Genomic DNA, 20,959 nt, shown 5'->3' with positions numbered 1-20,959 from the left:
CCTTTTTAAGAATTTCGTTTATAAATTAAATGTAGACCCTTTAGTGTTAAATATGGATCCATGACATCAATGATATCCGATTCCTTAGATATTAATGATGCAAGTCCACCTGTTGCTATAACAGTAGGTTCTACCTTTGCTTGAGCTTTCATTCGTTTTACAATACCTTCAACTTGACCTACATAACCATATAGGATTCCAACCTGCATTGCTTCTACAGTTGTACGACCAACAATATTAGAAGGTCTTGAAAGCTCTATGCGAGGCAACTTTGAGGCCTTTGTATAGAGTGCCTCTGTTGAAATATTGATACCTGGAGCAATTGCTCCACCGATATAATTTTTATTTTCATCTATATAACAATATGTAGTAGCTGTTCCGAAATCTACAATTATCAGCGGGCTTCCGTATTGTGCAATTCCAGCAACCGCATTAACAATTCGGTCTGCGCCAACTTCTTTCGGATTATCATATTTTATGTTTAAACCTGTTTTTATACCAGGACCAACGATTAGTGGCTTTTGTTTAAAGTATTTTGTTGCCATTCTTTCCAGTGAGAACATAATCGGTGGGACAACTGATGAAATAATGACTGCATGAAACTCATCAAACCCAATACCTGCATATTCAAGTAATGAACCAATGACCATACCGTACTCATCTTCTGTTTTATAACGATTCGTCTCAATTCTCCAATGATGTATTAACTCATCTTCTTGGTAAACACCTAAAACAGTATTTGTATTTCCTACATCGATTACAAACAACATATAATCCACCGTCTCTCCATTTCAAAAATAAAACTTTTATTTTATATTTTTTGTCTCAAGTACATTTTTTAATCACTATAAAAATAATGATAACACAAGTTGATAGTAGTTTAAAAATAGATGCTTTCTACTGTGGTCATGGGTTCCTATTGGTTTGTTAAAACGCTTCAATGAAACGATATCCCCGTGGTCGTGGTCAACTTTACTTTTCACCAATAAACAAAAGAAAGAGTGTCTAGAAAGACACTCTTAATTTTTTATTCAGTGATTTTAGGCTCAGTTGGTTCATCATTCTTTTTAGAAATGTTGACTTTAACCTCATCTTTTGAAGATGGAGATGTAGGAAGTGTACCTTGTTCCCAAAGACTCTTAATTCCTTTTGCATCTAAAGTTTCCACTTCTAATAATGTGTTAGCAAGCAAGTCTAATTTATCGCGATGCGTCTTAATAATATCAGTTGCTTTTGCATAACAGTCTTTAATGATTGTTTGAATCTCAACGTCGATTTCATAAGCAATTTTATCACTATAATTTTGTTCATTATTAAAGTCTCTACCAAGGAATACATTTCCTCCTTGAGATTGACCAAATTGCAATGGACCTAGTTTATCGCTCATACCGAACTCAGTAACCATACGACGAGCAATACCAGTTGCACGTTGGAAGTCATTATGAGCTCCTGTACTTACTTCACCAAATACCACTTCTTCTGCAACACGTCCACCAAGTAGACCTGTAATTTTATCAAGTAATTCTGGTTTTGTCATAAAGTAACGATCTTCTTTTGGAAGCATTACTGCATAACCACCAGCTTGACCACGAGGTACAATTGTTACTTTATGAACCATTTCAGCCTCGTCTAACACTTGGCCAATAACCGTATGTCCAGCTTCATGGAATGCAACAATTTTTCGCTCTTTTTCAGATATAACTTTATTTTTCTTAGCAGGTCCCGCAATTACACGGTCAGTTGCTTCGTCAATATCAAGCATATCAATTTTCTTTTTATCACGACGAGCCGCAACTAATGCCGCTTCGTTTAATAAGTTTTCTAAATCTGCACCAGAGAAACCAGGAGTTCTTTGAGCAATAGCTTTTAAGTCTACCTCTGGTGACAATGGTTTATTTCTTGAATGAACTTTTAATACCGCTTCACGTCCTATTACATCTGGACGGTCTACTGTAATCTGTCTATCAAATCGACCTGGACGTAATAACGCTGGGTCAAGAACATCTGCACGGTTTGTTGCAGCGATGATGATAATACCTTCGTTAGCACCAAAACCATCCATTTCAACAAGTAACTGGTTTAATGTTTGTTCACGCTCATCGTGACCTCCACCTAATCCAGCACCACGCTGACGACCTACAGCATCGATTTCATCAATAAATATGATACAAGGAGCGTTTTTCTTCGCATTTTCAAATAAATCACGAACACGAGAAGCACCGACCCCTACAAACATTTCAACGAAATCAGAACCACTGATTGAGAAGAATGGAACTCCAGCTTCTCCTGCAACAGCTCTTGCTAATAATGTTTTACCTGTTCCAGGAGGTCCTACTAATAGTACCCCTTTAGGAATTCTTGCACCTAATTCAGAAAACTTACGAGGATCCTTCAAGAACTCTACAACTTCAACAAGCTCTTGCTTCTCTTCATCTGCACCTGCAACATCTTTAAATCGTACTTTCTTTTTCTCGTCATTATAAAGACGAGCTTTGCTCTTCCCAAAGTTCATAACACGGCTTCCGCCACCTTGTGCTTGATTCATTAAGAAGAAGAAAAGAATGAAAATAATAACAAATGGAATGAGTGAAGTGAAAATTTGCACCCATGCACTTGTTGTTTCAGCTGGATTCCAATTAGCCTTTATTTTATAGTCAGCAACTGCTTTGTTAACTATTTTTGTCGTTTCGTCACTAATTGGTACTTGAGTTTGGAAAGATTCGCCTTTTTTTACATCTGTAAAATGACCTCTTACTATGTACACTCCATTTTTAGGTTGGATAGATGTTAAGCTGCTAACATCTCCTTTTTGTAACTTAGTATAAAATGTATCGTAACTTACTTTCTTAACTTGAGATTCTGGCCCATTGAAATATGTAACAACACCAATCACAACTAAGAAGATTAATATGTAAAAGACTGTATTACGGAAAATTCGATTCAATTCCAAACCTCCTCTCTTTCAATTTAATTACTTTATATAGTAGCATAGTTATACCATGTAAACAAACGAATAAAACTTGACTTATTTCGTGTATACTTCAGGCTTTAAAACGCCAACATACGGCAGATTTCGATAACGTTCAATATAATCTAAACCATATCCTACTACGAAAGCATCTGGTACTTCGAAACCAACTAAATCAGCCTCAATACTTGCTTTACGTCCGCTTGGCTTATCTAATAATGTAACGATTTTAACTGTATTAGCTTTGCGATGTTTAAATAGTTCAACTAAATAATTTAATGTTAGACCACTATCAATAATATCTTCTAGAATGATTACATCTCTTCCTTCTACAGAAGTATTTAAATCTTTTACAATTTTTACTTCACCAGAAGAAACTGTACTATGTCCATAACTAGAAACATCCATAAAATCAATTTCGATATATGTATCAATATGCTTGATAAGGTCAGACATGAACGGAAGAGCTCCTTTTAAAACACCCACTACTAGTGGAAAGCGGTCTTTGTACTCTTCAGTTAGTACTGCACCTAATTCTACTACTTTTTGTTGAATTGCCTCTTCACTTACTAATACTTGTTGAATGTCTTGTTTCATTTTTTCCTCCTAGAAACTCTTAGAAACCACCTGTATTGCAATGAGTGACTCATCTGTCGAAAAATTTCTTTCAAATGCAGATTTCTTTACGAAAGGTACCCATAATATATTATTTTGACTATCCGTAATTATTGGCCATTCATCACGTAATGATTGTTTCATTTTTTCATCAATAAATATATCTTTTAACTTTTTTGACCCATTCATACCCTTTAATGACATTCGATCACCATTCTTTCGATTCCGAACAGTGAGTGGAAAAGAAACATCCTTGACAGAACAAATAAATGTGTCATTTTTTTGTTCAAAACATTGATTGTTTAATTCAACTTTAATTGAAAAACCATTTGGTAGATCGTATTCGCCAGGCTCATTAATAGAAATAGTATAATCCTTCACATTCATTTGTTCGAATGTAAAGATGCATTCATTATATGAGCGTGTGACAAAAAGTCCTCCTGGTAAATGCTGCTCCCACGTAGATTTTTCATTTCGTAATAAAGTCAGAATTGAATTAAGATGCCCTTGTGTCAAGCCTTTAGGGATATATAGGTAGACATAATCTAATATTAGTTGAATACATCTTCTTTGTAAAGATATAGGCACATTTAAAAACTGTTTAACGTCAATAGTGACTGCTTGCTTTTCTTTATTTTTTATAACTGTATTCATCGCGTCTTCAGTTAATTCCATTAAATATAGATCATCTTCCAATTGCTGTCTACTAAACTGCTGGAATCTTTTATGTGCAGTTGGATTTTCTTCAAAAATAAAAGGTAGAATATGATGTCTAAATCGATTTCTAGTGTAAACATCTTTATCATTACTTGGATCTTTTCGAGGGATAATACTTTGTTCGTGACAATATGTAGTTAATGCTTGTTTTCTTAAATCTAAAAATGGACGAATAATTTCGCCTGTACTAAAAGGTCTCTTTTCCCTAATGCCAGCGTAACCGACCTGCGAGCTACCTCTTACTAAACGCATTAAAATCGTCTCAACTTGGTCCTCTCCATGATGACCTAACGCTAAATAATTCGCTTCATATTTCTTCATCGTTTCGTCAAAAAAACGATATCGACATTCCCTTGCCGCCAATTGACTACTTAAACCCGTTTCCTCGATATACTGATTCACATTTATGCTTTTACCTTCATATTGTACGTTATTTTGGAGGCACCAGTTCTTAACGTATTCTAAATCATCTAAAGATTCTTGCCCTCTAAACATATGATCTACATGTGCGATAATAATCGAGAACTCATATTCTTCTCTAATAGATAAAAAAGAATGAGCTAACGCCATTGAGTCTGGACCTCCAGAAACACCGATCACAATTACACTATTTCTAATAATATTGTTTTGTTTTATAAATTCCTTTAATTGATTAATTACCATTTACCTATACTCCTAATGAAAGCAAAATTCATATCTATATGTTACCATTCACACACTTGGAGTACTATAATTTACAGCTGATAATAAAAATATAATGCATAAGCCAAGCCCATTAACAAGAGAATGGTTGATGTTTCGAACCAGTGAATTCTTTTTTTCTTTTGCTTCACTTGGATGTTGTTCCCTGCTCTTGTCTGTGTTGATTGGTTAGGTTTTTGATTCTGACTAGTTGAATTTCTAGGTTGATTTGTAGGCTGGCTATGTTTTTTTGATTGTGTTGATTGATTAGCAGTCTGACTTTGCTTTTTCGATTGCCTTGTTTGATTCATCGTTTGTGCTGTAGTAACTTGATCCTTTTTACTATTCTTCTTTTTTGTAGCATTTATCTTTTGTTCATACATTAATAGAGCTTGTTTCATAGCACTTGCATTAGTATACTCCCCTTTTAATCCCTTCATTAGAAATTCTTTATATGGCTTAAGGGTTTGTGTTTGGGTTATTACTTGTTCAATTTGATTTATTCCCAACCCGTTTTTTAAAAACTGCTTTTTACAATGCAAGTGGATAAAAATCATCGTAACAGCAAATAAGTCATAGGAAATTTCTGCTTTTCTAGAACCTAAGCCCCAGTAACCACGATCAAAGAACTCCGTAAACTCTTTAACTGCACGTCCAATTTGAGTAACTCCTCCAAAATCGATCCATTGGATTTTATTTGGTTCTTTCGTAACTAGTAGATTATCTGTTTTTAAATCTCCAAAAATAAAGCCTTTATGGTGCAATTTATCTAACAATGATAAAACTTGTATGATAAAAATACTACTCCATTCCATTCCATTTCTTTCAATAAAATTTGGTAAACTTACACCATTTACATATTCCATAACATAGTAATAGCAGCATTCATTTGTCCCTGGATTTATATAATCATCTACATCGATAAAAGAAGGCCCAAGGATTGAATCCTGGACCTGTGTGATTTTTTTTAAAACATTTACTTCGTTCGTGATATTAGTAGAATCTTTACTCAGCTTAATAGCAACATCTCCAGTTTTTCCAGATGCTAGATAAACTGTTCCATTTGCTCCATTTCCAAGTAAACTCTTAATTTCGTAATTGTTTTTATTCCACTTTCCAGTAATGAGAGTCCCAGGCGCTAAATTAATCTGCCCATTCAATTGATTGTTCATCATCACCATTATTACCTCTATTGTAGTTTTGTTCGTTAAAATAGTTTAAAGCCTCACGTAGAGCAGGACCGGTAGGCGTCATACCGCCCATCGTTAACTTAGGAAAAATAGTGTTTAATTTTTCTAACTTAGGCGTCCAATCTAGTAATTTATCTACATCGTCATGTTTCCCAGGAAATATAAATAATGAGTAGGCATTTTCTCCTGTTCTTGAGTTTAAACTAATTTGTAAATCAAATAATGATTCCTTAACGGTTTCTAGTTTGTCTTTCATACTAGCACTCGTATCTACTAAAATAATAACTTCTAAACCTACAGTTTCACCGATATCCTCTACAACCTCATAAACCTCTTCTCGCTTTGAAGGAGGAAGTGATTCTATTGAATTGCTATCACCTAAAATTTGCTTAAGTTCTTTATTAACAAATCCTTGAATTGTTTGTGTCATCGCTTTTCTTGTAACCATTTGTACAGTTTGAGAAAGTTGCTTTGTGTAAACGACTTGACTAATCCCTCCACCTGCTCTAGCAATTTCCTCGATTTCCTTTAAACCGTCACCACTTTGTACATTTTCATCTAAAATTCCAATTACATTTACTGTAATACCGTATTCTTGTGCCAAACTTGAAACAGCTAACGGATCTTCACCATGGTTTGAATAACCATCAGTTATTAATAGAATTTGTTTTAACTTTCCCTTATACATACAAAATCCCCTCCGCGTAAAAGTTGTTACCATTTTGTCCAATTACGGGAGGGGATAAACCTTTATTTAATTTATTTTACTAAGCCATCGCACTATACGATGAGATAGATGACCACTCTGGCAAGTTTCGTTTAACAACAGCCACCACAACTGTCATATCATCATTAATATCGCCTGTATTCGAACGAATAACTTCCTCCAGTAACAATTCTGCTACTGATTGTGGATCATCCGTTTCAAATTCACTTATTTTACGTTTCATCCACATTTCGTAATTCTCTACATGTTTAGGACCTTCAAAAATACCATCACTCATCATAATTAATAGGTCTCCAGCTTTTAACTGCTCACTCACGACTTCTACATCAAACTCATCAATGATCCCAATTGGTAAATTACTGCCTTCAATTTTAATAACTTGCTTCCCTCGTTTAACAAAGCTTGGCGATGAACCAATTTTTAAGAATTTTGCTGAAGCATCGTGTAAATCGACCATCGCTAGATCCAGTGTAGCAAAGACCTCTTCAGTAGTACGTAATGATAGAATCGAATTAATTGATTTAATAGCGACAGTTTCTTCAATACCTGAATTTAATATTTTTTGAAGTAGTTTTAGTGTTTCATTACTTTCAATATGAGCTCGCTCACCATTTCCCATTCCATCACTAATCGCAATAGCGTGTTTTCCTGCTCCAACATCCATTATTTTAAATGCATCACCCGAAATAAAGCCTCCACCTTTAGCTGCAGTCGCAACTCCAGTTTCAATAACAAACGCCTTATCTGATCCAAATGTAACTAAGTAATTACCTCCATTTGGTATTGTCGCTGCCTCTTCTTTTAATACGACAATCGTTTCTTTTAAAATATCTGATAGAATCGGCGCAATTAATTTTTGGCATTCACCATACTCATTTTCAAATGGAATCAATATATCTATATCAATATTACCTTGCTCTAAGTTATAAATTTCTACTTGGCTAACGTCAATTCCAAAGTTTAATAAAGCTTGTAGGATTTGGTCTTCTTGTAATTGATGATTTTCTTTCTCTCGCTGAATCTCTTTTGCAAAATCGACCATTACTTTTGAAACTCCGCGTAATTGCTCTGCCACTAATCTTCTACTTTCTTGAACTTGTTTTTTAAGTCTTTGATTTGCACGGAAGTAGAAAACCTCTTGCTTCATTAAATCTGCCATTTTTGAAGAACGTTGGCAATATTTCTCCCACTCTCTCATAAACTGGCCATTCTTAATGAGCTGATCCTTTTCAACTAAATGCATCATATTTTCCATGTATTGATATGTTCGGTCCCCATTGTTTGACCAGCAATGATCCTTTTTCATACAACTATTACAGCACTTATTTGAAATACTACAAATAAACAGTTCTTCATCAGTTAACTCGTCCTCAATATGTGCAAACTGGCTAGGCTGTGAAAAACTTGCAGATAATGCTTCAAACACGTTTGAAAATTGAGTAATTCGATTCGCCGTCAAATCTCTTATTTTACGTAAGTACTGCTGTTGGTCAGTAGAGTGTTCCTCTGTCCCAGGTACTAGTTTAGCTAATTGTTTTAGCAGGAAATTCGGCGTCAATAAGAATAATACAATCGCAATCACTGATTCAATAATGGAAAAGATAATATCAGACTGTTTCTCTGCATAAAAGCTGATAAGACATGTCCCAATTAATAGTCCAGCTGCCGCACCTAATCTTTTTCCCTCTTTAAGGAGGCCACCGAGTAACCCAGAGAATGCTAATAAGCTCATTTGATATAGGCTCGAAACACTCGCTAAACTTAGGATAAGGCCCGTTACAACCCCTACTGTACAACCGACCGTTCCTCCGGCTACGAAGGCAAAAAGTAAGACGATGTATCTAGTAACAATATGCTGAATAGATAAATCTTGAATATACCAATCAGTCGTCCCCGTCACAACTGAAGCTAAAAGAATAACTAAACATACGATTTCTTCAACACCTAAAAGCTGTTTTCTTTTAGGAATCGCGAGTAGTGGTACACTTTGGAAAAAAATCATCGTTAAAATAAAACTTAATCCCGCTTCAACTGATGCCATCAAAACATCATACATCAGAACTTCTTGTTGAAAAGCATAAGTAATTAATAGATGACTAATAAATACTGATAAAAAAACTTGAAAAGGTACTAAACCTATATAATGTCGTTTAACTCTAGCGAAGAAGATATTAAGGATGAAAAATAGGATAATTGTGGCAAACGCATAACTAACCGTTTCAATCGACACAGTTAACGAGCCGATCATAAGAGCAACAAAAGCGATTCCTGTACGCTCACGTTTCATCATATAAACTGAGGCAAAAAACGGTAATACAAACGGGAGAATATGTGATAAGATCAACGCTCGTCCTAATAAAAATCCCGTTAGAAAGATTAGTAACCCCCAATCAAAGAATGCTCTCTCTAATTTTGATTTAATTGATTTAGAAGATTGCCGAAATACTGATTGAAATCCATTAGTAGGGACCAAGCTTGCTGAAGAATTAGAAGACCCTCTTTGCAGTTTCGTCATATTTCCACCTCATCCGAATTGGTTTATTGAACATATTTTAACTTGTCCAATTGAAGGAATATGTCAAAATGACAAAGGCAAATAAAAGTTTTCTTCGACGGAAAAAGCTTTTACGTGCAACTGTTTTACAAAATATGAGAAAAGCTTGCAGCATAATTTCTCTAATAGGGTAAAAGAAACGCATTTATTAAATTTTATGTCAATCGAAATTCAGAATAAAGGGAAAAAGTTTGGAAAGAAGAGTGGTTTTAAGAGACGGGGACGCATGTTCCAGAAAAAGAAAAAAACGCCTAGCCTCTTATATAGAGACCAAACGTTTTTGTTGTTGTATGACCCGTACGGGATTCGAACCCGTGTTACCGCCGTGAAAGGGCGGTGTCTTAACCGCTTGACCAACGGGCCGTTAAAGGGAATGGTAGCGGCGGAGGGAGTCGAACCCACGACCTCACGGGTATGAACCGTACGCTCTAGCCAGCTGAGCTACACCGCCATTATCTTTAAACGACAAGATTTATATTATCATGGTACCAATTAACCGTCAACAGTTTTTTTAAATCTTATTTTATTATTTTTTCCATACAAAAACGCACCCATTAAAGAGTGCGTGTTCTATATACCTATTTATGTCCTGACAAGGTAGGAAATTAGCCTCGACGAGCTCCACGGCCACCACGTTTAGATTCTGTGTTGCGTTTTAATGAAGCTAGACGGTCTTCACTGTCTTTTAAAAATTTACTCATTTTTTGATCAAATGTTTCTTTAACCGGACGTTGATCCGAACGGTTTTGATTTTTGCCACGGTTTCCACCACCGCCGCCTCCATATGAAGGTCTGCTTTGACGAGGTCTTTGCTCACGCTCTCCCTCTTTTACTGGTGGACGTTCTTTCGCTTTTTTGATTGAAAGACCGATTTTACCGTCTTTTTCAACATTGATTACTTTTACTTCTACTTCATCGCCAACTTTTAAATGTTCGTTAATATCTTTAACATAGTTGTCAGCTACTTCACTAATGTGAACAAGTCCAGTTACTCCTTCTGGTAACTCTACAAAAGCACCAAAATTTGTAATCCCTGTAACTTTCCCACTAACTTTGCTGCCTACCTCAATTGACATAAAAAAAATGCTCCTCCTTAAAAATGTTTAACTGGATTTACTATATTATATAAAATTATAAAAACAAGTGTCAATGAAACGATAATTACTTGATATTAGGAAAAATTATTTCTCCCTTTTTAGAAAAAAATAAGTTTTTTCTAGCTAACTCAATAATATATTGATCATCGTTCAATTGGTCAATCATGCGCTTCGAATCCTTTACCGTACTCTTTGTTTTCTTTAAATCAACTTCTGCTAGTTTTAATTGTTTTACTTTAGATGAATACACATGTTGTTGTGTTACATAATGTGATTGTAATAAAAAGAATAGGGGGACAGCTAAAAAGCAAAATAATGAAACTCGCATTAAAAACTTTTTAAAACTCCTTCTCCTAGGCTTAACACCATGTTCCTCAACTAAAGTAATATTTTGTTTATCTTGAACTTGACTAGTTAAATCCAATTTTCTCGCATGTTCCACCTATTTCTTCCTCCTATCTAAAAGGTCCTTTACTTTTTTAATAGTAGTAAGGAAGATATTCTTGAATTTTCCGAAAACTCCTTTAAATTGTATTAAATAGTTTTTGACTCGTTTTGGCACAAAAAACCAACATACTCTGCCGAAAAATAAAAGAATTGATAGTACAACGTTGTAAACTAAACGGATTAGTCGAATAAGGAGTCCATAAATAAACAAAAGAATGATAATTATTACCTGAATAATCCACTTTATAGGTTTTACAATAAATATTACGATTAACTTTACTATAATGCGATAAATGCTAATAACCAACTGAATAACAAGCTCTAATATTTTTTTATAAATAGTTCTAAAAAGACTTTGATATGCCGCATAACCACATAGTAAAGCTAATAGTAAATAAAACCTAAGTGCACCTTCATTAACTAAGTATAATACATAAAAAACTAGTAGTGCTTGAAAAACCCAAAATAATATATCAGTTGCAAATACAATCAATCGATTACGAGTACCTCGATATAAAAAACGATGGTATGTATCTAGTGCCATACCAAGATAAGCACCCATACCGACCATCGCTATCATAGAGTAGAACTGAACGTTTAAGCTCATTTAAATAGCTTGCTAAAGATTCCTTTAGCTTTCCCCGAGTTGTATTCGTCAATATAACAAAGTTCATTAATCTTTCCTTTAATTGCTACATGACCTTTTTCTACATCGAGGTTTTTCATTTGTAAATTATGACCTTTAATATGCAAAAAGCCTAAAGCTGTTTCTAATAGGAACTCTTCACTATCAAAGCTCTCAACCTGTTTTACTCCAGTAATCTCAAGATATCTTCTACTTTTTAACGATAAATCCTGCTCGATTATTTGGCTTGTATTTTTCGCATTTAACTCATACGGATTATTCATACTAGTCCCTCCATTTACATAAACTGTACCTCTTGTAAATCGATTCCTAATACAGTGTTATTTGTACAAGTATATGAAGGGACAACTTTTTTAGAACAAGCTATCTGACAGTTTTTCCTCACTAATGATTGTATACATTGCATCTGCTTCTTCTTTTCGAACGGTCTCTTTAAGTAAATTAATTTTTGCTGTAACAATTTTTTGTCCGAATCGAATTTTTAATTCGTCATTTACTTTTACTTCTGTAGATGCTTTCGCAACTGTTCCATTGATCGTTATTCTTCCTTGATCAGCCACTTCTTTCGCAAGTGTACGACGCTTAATAATTCTCGATACTTTTAAAAATTTATCAAGTCTCATAATTTATTCTCCTCAATTCTCATTCAATTAGACACTATTCGTATTTTTTAGCTTCATTCCAAATCTCATCCATTTCTTCAAGAGATACATCAGAAAATGTCTTATTTATTTCACGAAGTCTTGATTCAATATATTGAAAACGTTTTGTAAATTTCATATTAGTTTTTAAAATCGCTTCTTCAGGATTTACATCAATAAAACGCGCTAAATTAACAATACTAAATAACAGATCACCAAGTTCTGCTTCAACTTTAGTCTGATCATTCAATTTGATGGCATCAAGAACTTCAGTTAACTCCTCGTTAACTTTATCTACCACTGGCGGTAGTTCCTTCCAGTCAAACCCTACTTTCGCAGCCTTGCTTTGAAGTTTCTCTGCTTTTAATATTCCTGAAAGATCCTTTGGTATGCCTGAAAGAACAGACTCAACGACATGTCCTTTTTCAGCTTGTTTTAATGTTTGCCAATTTTTTAATACGTCTTCCTCATCATTCACATGAACTGTTGAAAATACATGCGGGTGACGATAGATTAGTTTGCTTACTAATCCTTGAATTACATCTTGTATTGAGAAGTAACCTTCATCTTCTCCGATTTGGGCGTGTAACATGACTTGAAGTAATACATCTCCAAGTTCTTCAATAATATGATCGTCATCTTCTTCATCGATTGCTTCAAGTAGCTCATAAGCCTCTTCTAGTAAGTACTTCTTTAATGATTCATGTGTTTGCTTTTGATCCCACGGACATCCATTAGGGCCTCTTAAAGTAGCTATGACAGAACGAAGTGTTTCAAATTGATGATACAGATCCTCTTCATTTTTAACTGGAGGTACATAAACACTTGTCAAATTATTAATTGATGTATCGCGATCTAATTCAAACAATGGTACCCTTCTTATTTGCTCATTTGAACTACCCGCTGCCGTAACGATTACGACTTCATAATCATCAGGAAGCTGCTCCATTAGCTTTAATTTCGCATGTGAGGCAGTCATTTGATCGTAAACCTGGCAGATGATCAAATGCTGTCTAAACGTAATCGACTCCGCCTCTAAATCCGTTGCATCAACAAACTGGAAGCCTTCGATTGGATCAATTTTCAAACTAGTAAACATCGCATCTAAGAAGCTTTGTCCACCTTTAATGTCAAGCTGGATATTTCCTTTATCTGCAAGCTCTATTAGTAGCTGAACAGTTTTTTCCGCGACAAGAGGATGACCTGGTACCGCATATGTAATTGAACCTTCTTCAGAAGCTTTCACCAGTAGTTGAACAATTTCTTGATATACTTCTTCAAAACGATCATGTTTTTCATAAATTTCATCGAATGATTGGAACGTTAGTCCTTCTGTTTCTAATTCACTTATAACAGGGTGGTCTTTTGTACGTAAATAAAGATTGTCAGTTTTTTGTAACTCTTTATAGATACCAAATGGAAGCTGATTAAGGTCACCTGCTCCTAAACCTAAAACTTTAATCTTGTTCATTTTGATCCTCCTGTTCTTTTAAGAAAGCCACTTCTTTAATTTTTCACTTTTAACGATTGAGCTTAGTTCTTCTACTGTAAATAACTTAATTTTTATTAAGACAACCGCGAATGCGATTGCACCTACAACCGCTGAAGTTAGTGCCTCAACTAACATTCTTAAACGAAGTGGGTTAATAAACATTGCATATCTTTCAAAAACATATTCATAACCATATACACAACCATACATAATGGCTACAGATACTATTAATTTCACAATAAACTTAAAATCAAAAAATGTTACTTTTGACAATTTATATATATAAGCTAAATTTAAAATCGTAACAATAATTAAAGCAGATACCGTTGAATAAGCTGCTCCCTTAGATCCGATTTGCTCCATTAAAATAACATTTCCAATAAATTTAACACATCCTCCAGCAATTACATTTAAAGCTGGAATCAAACTTTTACCTAATCCTTGTGCGATTGAAGATGTCGTAATCGATACTCCAGCAAAGAAGATGGATATACATAAAACAGTTAGGACATCCGTTCCTAAATCATTTCGATATAGCATTATATTAGTTGGATGGATAATTGAAATTAAACCAATTGTGGCTGCTGCTCCGACTACAATACTTACTCTAATGGCACCTGAAATTCGATTATTAATAGAATGATGTTCTTTACGAACTAATTCACTCGATAAATACGGAATGAGGGCTAGAGAAAACGATGAAGCAATGACAGAGCCTAATTGAATTAGTGGAAATCCACGATCATAAATACCCTTTACTAGTTTAGCACCTTCAACATGATATCCATATTGTACTAATAACGGATAAAAAGAGAGTGAATCGATAAACTGAATGAATACGAGTACTAAACTACTTAAGCTTAGTAGGATACCTTGATACAAAATTGTTTTTAATTCTAAGCGATAGGTTTTAAGTAAACCAAATGATGGTATCGTCAAACCAGATCCTCGAAAAGAAACCCAATAAAAGAAGTACAGTATCGCTGCTATACTACCAAGTATTGAACCTGAAACAGCCCCTGCACCTACAATATAAAGATTGTCGGTCGTTTGCATTAAATAAAGTGATAGCACTAATATCGTAATAACTCGAATTAATTGCTCAATCACCTGACTGACTGAAGTTGGCCCCATGTCCCCTAAACCTTGATAATATCCTCGAAATGCTGAAGTGATTGGGACAAATAAAAATCCAACACTAACAACACGAATTAACATCGCTAGATGATCATCTCGCATAAACTTCGCTATACTATTACTTCCTATGTATAAAGTAAAGAAACAAAGTATACCTATGACGAACAACATCATAAATGTAGCATAAACCAAATCTTTAGCCCCTTTATCATCTTTTTTCGCCAATCTTTCAGCCACATAAGATGATAAAACCAAAGGAAAGCCATATGTAGAAAATGCTAAAGCAATTGCGTAGACAGGATATACCTGTTGGTAAATATAGTAACCTAAATCGCCGGCAATATTTTGATAAGGAATTTTATAAAACGCACTTAGTACTTTCGATAATAATGATGCTATTGTTATGAACAAAGCCCCTTGTAGGGCTGCTTTTTGCTTAGCTTTTTGCAAAAGGATAACAACTCCTTTGTTAGACGGTTCACCCTTTAATGTATTACATTAATAGGTCTTATGTAAAGAGTTGCCAAAAGAAAAAACTCCCTTTTCCAATTTTAGCAAGTAATGGTTATCTTTAAATGTGGATCCGGTAGTTTATATCAAGGGAAAAAACAAAGGCCAGTTAAGGTAATATTCCTTTACTGGCCTTTGTTTTACTTCATAATATGATCATTGCTCCATTTGTCTAGCTAAGAAGTTAGTAGCAGTATCGATTGCTTTCTTTTCAACTTCAGAAATTGTTTTATCTTTCGAAAAGATAACAACAGCTCCAATTGGATCCCCGCTTGCGATGATTGCTCCTACTGCATAGGATTGATATTTTTCAATTACACTTTCGATAAATGAAGCTTCCCCAGGCTCGCTAACTACTTTTGAGTTACGCTCTGCCATAGTTTTTTCGATAATATCACCAATGTTTTTGTTTAAGTATTCTTTTTTGGAAGCCCCCGCAACTGCTACAACTGAATCTCGGTCACTTATAATAACAGTATGTCCAAGTGTGTCGTATAGTGCATCAGCATATTCCTTCGCAAAATCACTTAATTCACTAATTGGCGAATATTTCTTTAAAATGACTTCTCCATCTCGGTCCACAAATATTTCTAATGGATCACCTTCACGAATCCGTAAAGTTCTCCTAATTTCTTTTGGTATTACTACTCGACCTAAATCGTCAATTCGACGAACAATACCTGTTGCTTTCATACTTGTAAAGCGCCTCCTCACTTACTTGCATGTCTACGTTGATGAAAGATATCCGAGTGACAATGAGGTAAGGTCACCCTTAATTAATGATAGTATCCTACACAACGAAAGTTCTATACAAAATAAGTGAGATTTTTTAACACCTTTACTAAAAATATAGTACTGTAAGCACTTTTTGGTAACTTTTAATTACTTTATCGCCTAATTAAAGCAACCATTCGTATTACAATCCTTAAGCATTTACACTCTCTTTTTTCACGTTTTTTAATCCAGTAATTAAACCTTCTAGCGTAGTAAGCCAGTCAGCTGGATTTTTTCCTTTTACGTCTAGCGTTACTTTTAATTTCGATCCATCCATACCTAAACCAATGCCTCTACCGAATGAATTACATAGTTGGAATAATTTACCACCATCAATATTAGCACTTGCCTTCTCAGAGAAATAAACACTTACTTCTGATTTAACTTGTTTAATCAGTTCAATCTTCTCTGCAATAGCTAAAAGTTTAATATGAGCAACCTGACATAGGTAACCTACTTCTAACGGGAAATCGCCAAAACGATCCATTAATTCATCTTGTAAATCATTTAACTCTTCAAACGTTTCAACACGTCTAAATTGCTTGTACATCTCAATTTTTTGCTTACTATCTTGAATATACGTGTCAGGTAAATAAGCATCGACTTCAATGTCAATTTCAATTGTAATTATATCCTCTTTCTTAACCCCTCTACGCTGTTCGATTGCATCTTTTAACATTTGAGAATATAAATCGAAACCGACCGAATCTATAAATCCATGTTGTTGTGCTCCAAGTAAATTTCCTGCACCTCGTATCGACAAGTCACGCATTGCTATTTTGAAACCTGAACCTAGTTCTGTAAATTCTTTAATTGCTTGCAGGCGCTTCTCGGCTACCTCAGTCAGTACTTTATCCTGTTTATATGTGAAGTAAGCATATGCCACTCTATTCGAACGTCCTACACGCCCTCTTAATTGATAAAGCGTTGATAGACCCATTCGATCTGCATCATATACAATCAATGTATTAACATTTGGAATATCCACACCTGTTTCAATAATCGTCGTACTTACTAATACGTCATATTGGCCATCTAAAAAGGCATACATAACTGATTCTAGTTCCCCTTCATTCATTCGACCATGTGCTACAGCTACTTTTGCATCTGGTACAAGCATCGAAATCTGTTCAGCCATACGTTCGATATCTTCTACTCGATTATATAAGAAATATATTTGTCCATCTCGAGCAAGCTCTCTTTCAATCGCTTCTCTCACTAATGCAGCATTATATTCAACTACATATGTTTGAACTGGAAAACGATTTTCTGGTGGCGTTTCAATAACTGATAAATCTCTTACTCCTAGCATTGACATATGCAAAGTACGAGGGATTGGCGTTGCAGTTAAGGTTAATACATCTATATTTGCTTTTAGTTGTTTTATTTTTTCTTTATGCGATACACCAAATCTTTGCTCTTCATCAATAATTAAAAGTCCTAAATCTTTATATAGAATATCCTTCGATAATAGGCGGTGGGTTCCAACTACTATATCGACAGAGCCCTCTTTTAAGCCTTTCATCGTTTCAAGTTGCTGTTTGCGAGAGCGGAAACGATTTAACAAACCGATATTAATTGGGTGATCTTGAAACCTTTCTCTTAATGTTTCGAAATGCTGCTGTGCCAAAATTGTAGTAGGCACTAAAATAGCAACTTGCTTTCCTTCCACAATTGCTTTAAAAGCCGCTCGAATAGCTACTTCAGTTTTTCCGTATCCTACGTCACCACAAAGCAGTCGATCCATTGGACGTTCTCTTTCCATATCCTTTTTAATTTCATGAATTGATCTAAGTTGATCGTCAGTTTCCTGATAAGGAAATGAAGATTCGAATTCTTGCTGTTCCAGGCCATCAGGTGAAAAAGCATAGCCTTTTGATGCTTCGCGTTCTGCATAAAGCTTAATTAAATCATCTGCTATATCCTGAACTGAGCCTTCAACCTTCTTCTTAACCTTTTTCCAATCAGTACCACCAAGTTTATAAATCTTTGGTTCCTTACCTTCAGATCCAACATACTTTTGCACTTGATCAATTTGTTCAATCGGTACGAATAATTTGTCGTCGCCATGATATCGAATATGTATATAATCTTTATGAATACCATTAATCTCTAATGTTTCAATTCCCAAAAACTTACCAATACCATGATTTACATGAACAACATAATCTCCAACTTTTAATTCTGAGTAATTTTTTATTCGTTCTGCATTTGATAATTTTGTATTAATTCTTTTTTTCTTCTTAGCTTTTTTCGTGAATAACTCACGCTCTGTTATTAGAACAAATTTTTCTAAAGGAAGTTCGAATCCAGAACGAAGATCACCTTTCATGATATATACTTCGCCATTTTTTATTTGTTCTAAAGAAGAGACAATTTTACCTTCAATTCTGTAATCTTCTAATATATTTTCAATTTTATTTGTTCTTTCGTCACTTTCGCCGAGCATAACGATTGTATAGTTATTTTTCTTCCAGCGATCTAATTCATTTTTCAACAGATTCATTTGTCCATGAAACTCTTGCATCGATTTACATTGAATCGAAACTACTTGTTCAGGATGCGTATGAGGTACTCTTCTAGGGAACAGACTCGTATGAATTTGTTGGCGCTTTCTCGAATGCAGTAATTCAAAAAAGTCATGTGAAAAACTTACTCCATGCAATGCATTTCCTTCAGCTAGTAAAGACGTATACCACTCTGCTTCATCTTTTTTAAGCTGCTCTACGATTTCATGAACCCTCGAAATCTCATCAATAACGACAACAGTTTCCTTAGGAACATAATCTAGTAAACTAAATTGGTTTTCATAGATTAGACCAAAGTATTTATATATTTGATCAATCAATTGCCCTTGCTTTAGTTGCTCAAGGTCATAGGTTACCTTTTCAACCAATAACTCTTTTACTTGTTGATCACTTATTTTTGATAGAGTTGTTTTAAAAGCTTGTTCAATTCGTTGAACGCCTAATTGCAAATCAGCCTTGGAAATAATCCTTTCCGTCGCTGGGCCAATATGGACACTCTCATATTTTGTTATAGATCTTTGAGAATCAGGAGAAAACGAACGGATTGAGTCGATATCTGTATCAAAGAGTTCAATTCGAATAGGATCTTCATACGTAAGTGGATAAATATCAAGAATTCCTCCGCGTACGCTAAACTCTCCTTTACTTTCGACCATCCCAACACGTTCATAGCCCATTTGGACAAACTTTGAAATCAAATTAGTTAAGTCGATTTCTTCACCAATTTCAAAATTAATTTGATAGTTAGACCATAATTCTGGAGATGGCAAAAAGCCAATTAACCCTGAAACAGGTGTAACTACTACAGACGGCTTTTTTGACATCAAACTATTTAATGCGATAAGTCTTTGGGATCTAAGCTCTGGACTTGATACTGCAATCTCTGAAGCAATCAATTCATTTGCAGGATATAAAAATACTTTATCTTCCCCAACTACCGATTTTAGGTCTTCCGATACTTTTTGAGCTTGGAGAAGATTATTTGTAACGATTAGCTGCGTTTGTCCAGTTTCTTTAAAAACAGCTCCAGCAAGCAATGTCTTCGCAGACCCCGTTAAGTTTGTAACCAATTGTTCTCTTAGACCATTTTTTAGGCCATTTATTACTTTCTTAATATCTTTATACTGGTTAAATTGTTCAATTAAACCAATCACGAAGTCAATCTCCCCTAACAGTCAATCTAAGTAACAATAATCTTAGTTGAAGTTTATATTTATAGTTTTTTTAATTTGCTCCATTTTAAGTTTCATTTGTATAGATACACACACTTCATCTTAACAGAGTCTAGAAAAAAACAGAAAAACGCCTCAGTTATAAACCAAAGGCAATTTAATTTATGAAATTCTTATATTCATGGTAATGTGGAAACTCAGATAGAGTCATTTCGCAATCCTCACACACAATATAAATTACTTGATTAGGAGATTGAATAAAATTTACAAAATCGCTTAGTTCTTCATCGAAAGAATGACAATACGAAGACGAAACTTGTAACAACTGTTGTTTTTCAATACTACCCATTTGTTTACTACAATACCGACACTGACAATCTAATAATTCCATTACTTCCTCCATACTACATAAAATTCATATATACAGTATGGATTGTACTAACTATACTTATTCAATGTGAAAGCTTAAATTCCTGTTTTTTATTTTTTATTATATTGATTCATTACATCCACGAAAGAATGCTTTAAAAAATATTCACATGCATCTGCAGCTCTTTTTACACCATCAACTACTTCTGCAATTTCTTCTTCAAAAAAGTTTGATAATACATGATTTACGACACTCATCCCATTTGATGGACGATCTACACCAATTCGAACTCGTTGGAATTCTTGTGTTCCTAAATGCTGAATTAATGACTTTATACCATTATGCCCCCCAGCACTTCCTTTTGTACGCAGACGTAGCTTTCCCGTTGGAATATCCATTTCATCATATAGAACGACAAGATCTTCTAGATCAATATTAAAATAATCCATAAATGGTCTTACACATTCACCTGACAAGTTCATATATGTTAAAGGCTTTAACAAGAAAACTTTTTCTCCGTTCACAATTCCTGAAGTATAAATACCATTAAATTTTTGTTGGGTTAAAGAAAAGCCCCATCGGTGAGCTAATTCATCGATCGCAATGAACCCAATATTATGTCGCGTTCTTTCATACTCTCTACCTGGGTTGCCTAATCCTACAAACAGCTTCATTTATTATCCTCCATTCTAA

Annotated in this window: 18 protein-coding genes and 2 tRNA genes; all 20 read right to left on the bottom strand. The window is 34.6% G+C overall.

What is annotated here, in order from left to right; translation table 11 throughout:
• Window positions 1–5: 5 nt before the first annotated feature.
• The gene (locus tag BM319_RS22775) at window positions 6–770 is read right to left on the bottom strand and encodes a type III pantothenate kinase (RefSeq protein WP_056474433.1); all 765 of its coding nucleotides are present in this window, start codon (window positions 768–770) and stop codon (window positions 6–8) included.
• A 257-nt stretch (window positions 771–1,027) separates the two neighbouring features.
• Window positions 1,028–2,944: an ATP-dependent zinc metalloprotease FtsH gene (gene ftsH / locus BM319_RS22770; protein ID WP_069033970.1), complete on the bottom strand. Its 1,917-nt coding sequence runs from the start codon at window positions 2,942–2,944 to the stop codon at window positions 1,028–1,030.
• Window positions 2,945–3,025: 81 nt separating this feature from the next.
• Complete coding sequence (gene hpt, locus BM319_RS22765; RefSeq protein ID WP_069033969.1) at window positions 3,026–3,565, bottom strand: hypoxanthine phosphoribosyltransferase; 540 nt, start codon at window positions 3,563–3,565, stop codon at window positions 3,026–3,028.
• A 9-nt stretch (window positions 3,566–3,574) separates the two neighbouring features.
• Entirely contained in the window at window positions 3,575–4,963 is a 1,389-nt protein-coding gene (gene tilS / locus BM319_RS22760; protein WP_091024805.1) for a tRNA lysidine(34) synthetase TilS, read from the bottom strand.
• 71 nt (window positions 4,964–5,034) lie between these two features.
• Window positions 5,035–6,156: a serine/threonine protein kinase PrkT gene (gene prkT, locus BM319_RS22755; RefSeq protein WP_069033967.1), complete on the bottom strand. Its 1,122-nt coding sequence runs from the start codon at window positions 6,154–6,156 to the stop codon at window positions 5,035–5,037.
• Window positions 6,125–6,859: a VWA domain-containing protein gene (locus BM319_RS22750; RefSeq protein ID WP_069033966.1), complete on the bottom strand. Its 735-nt coding sequence runs from the start codon at window positions 6,857–6,859 to the stop codon at window positions 6,125–6,127. The genes prkT and BM319_RS22750 overlap by 32 nt, the downstream gene beginning before the upstream one ends.
• A gap of 79 nt (window positions 6,860–6,938) precedes the next feature.
• Window positions 6,939–9,413: a stage II sporulation protein E gene (spoIIE, locus tag BM319_RS22745; protein WP_091024804.1), complete on the bottom strand. Its 2,475-nt coding sequence runs from the start codon at window positions 9,411–9,413 to the stop codon at window positions 6,939–6,941.
• A gap of 330 nt (window positions 9,414–9,743) precedes the next feature.
• Window positions 9,744–9,815 (bottom strand) — tRNA-Glu (locus tag BM319_RS22740).
• A gap of 11 nt (window positions 9,816–9,826) precedes the next feature.
• Window positions 9,827–9,903: transfer RNA gene (locus BM319_RS22735), tRNA-Met, on the bottom strand.
• A 154-nt stretch (window positions 9,904–10,057) separates the two neighbouring features.
• Window positions 10,058–10,528 carry a S1 domain-containing RNA-binding protein gene (locus BM319_RS22730; protein WP_056474447.1) on the bottom strand — a complete coding sequence of 157 codons (471 nt, stop codon included), beginning with the start codon at window positions 10,526–10,528 and terminating at the stop codon, window positions 10,058–10,060.
• 85 nt (window positions 10,529–10,613) lie between these two features.
• Window positions 10,614–10,991, bottom strand: coding sequence for an FtsB family cell division protein (locus BM319_RS22725; RefSeq protein WP_139226562.1), 378 nt, complete (start codon window positions 10,989–10,991; stop codon window positions 10,614–10,616).
• Window positions 10,992–11,603, bottom strand: coding sequence for a spore cortex biosynthesis protein YabQ (gene yabQ, locus BM319_RS22720; protein ID WP_091024803.1), 612 nt, complete (start codon window positions 11,601–11,603; stop codon window positions 10,992–10,994).
• Window positions 11,600–11,905, bottom strand: a complete 306-nt coding sequence (yabP, locus tag BM319_RS22715) for a sporulation protein YabP (protein WP_056474457.1) — start codon at window positions 11,903–11,905, stop codon at window positions 11,600–11,602. Before yabP ends, yabQ begins: the two co-directional genes overlap by 4 nt.
• A gap of 90 nt (window positions 11,906–11,995) precedes the next feature.
• A complete protein-coding gene (locus tag BM319_RS22710) occupies window positions 11,996–12,265 on the bottom strand; it encodes an RNA-binding S4 domain-containing protein (protein ID WP_056474461.1) in 270 nt (89 codons plus the stop codon).
• A 34-nt stretch (window positions 12,266–12,299) separates the two neighbouring features.
• Window positions 12,300–13,754, bottom strand: a complete 1,455-nt coding sequence (gene yabN, locus BM319_RS22705) for a bifunctional methyltransferase/pyrophosphohydrolase YabN (RefSeq protein WP_091024801.1) — start codon at window positions 13,752–13,754, stop codon at window positions 12,300–12,302.
• An 18-nt stretch (window positions 13,755–13,772) separates the two neighbouring features.
• On the bottom strand, window positions 13,773–15,362 hold the full coding sequence (locus tag BM319_RS22700; protein ID WP_069033961.1) for a putative polysaccharide biosynthesis protein: 1,590 nt from the start codon (window positions 15,360–15,362) through the stop codon (window positions 13,773–13,775).
• Between the two features lie 216 nt (window positions 15,363–15,578).
• Window positions 15,579–16,115, bottom strand: coding sequence for a stage V sporulation protein T (gene spoVT / locus BM319_RS22695; RefSeq protein WP_069033960.1), 537 nt, complete (start codon window positions 16,113–16,115; stop codon window positions 15,579–15,581).
• 232 nt (window positions 16,116–16,347) lie between these two features.
• Window positions 16,348–19,878 carry a transcription-repair coupling factor gene (mfd, locus tag BM319_RS22690; RefSeq protein ID WP_069033959.1) on the bottom strand — a complete coding sequence of 1,177 codons (3,531 nt, stop codon included), beginning with the start codon at window positions 19,876–19,878 and terminating at the stop codon, window positions 16,348–16,350.
• Between the two features lie 175 nt (window positions 19,879–20,053).
• Complete coding sequence (locus BM319_RS22685) at window positions 20,054–20,287, bottom strand: anti-sigma-F factor Fin (RefSeq protein ID WP_056474476.1); 234 nt, start codon at window positions 20,285–20,287, stop codon at window positions 20,054–20,056.
• 89 nt (window positions 20,288–20,376) lie between these two features.
• Window positions 20,377–20,940 carry an aminoacyl-tRNA hydrolase gene (gene pth, locus BM319_RS22680; protein WP_069033958.1) on the bottom strand — a complete coding sequence of 188 codons (564 nt, stop codon included), beginning with the start codon at window positions 20,938–20,940 and terminating at the stop codon, window positions 20,377–20,379.
• Between the last annotated feature and the right edge of the window lie 19 nt (window positions 20,941–20,959).

The sequence above is a fragment of the Bacillus sp. UNCCL81 genome (genome assembly GCF_900112535.1).
GTDB lineage: Bacteria > Bacillota > Bacilli > Bacillales > Bacillaceae_G > Gottfriedia > Gottfriedia luciferensis_B.
The sequence above is the reverse complement of the archived record's forward strand: the minus strand, read 5'-3'. Positions and strand labels throughout refer to the sequence as shown.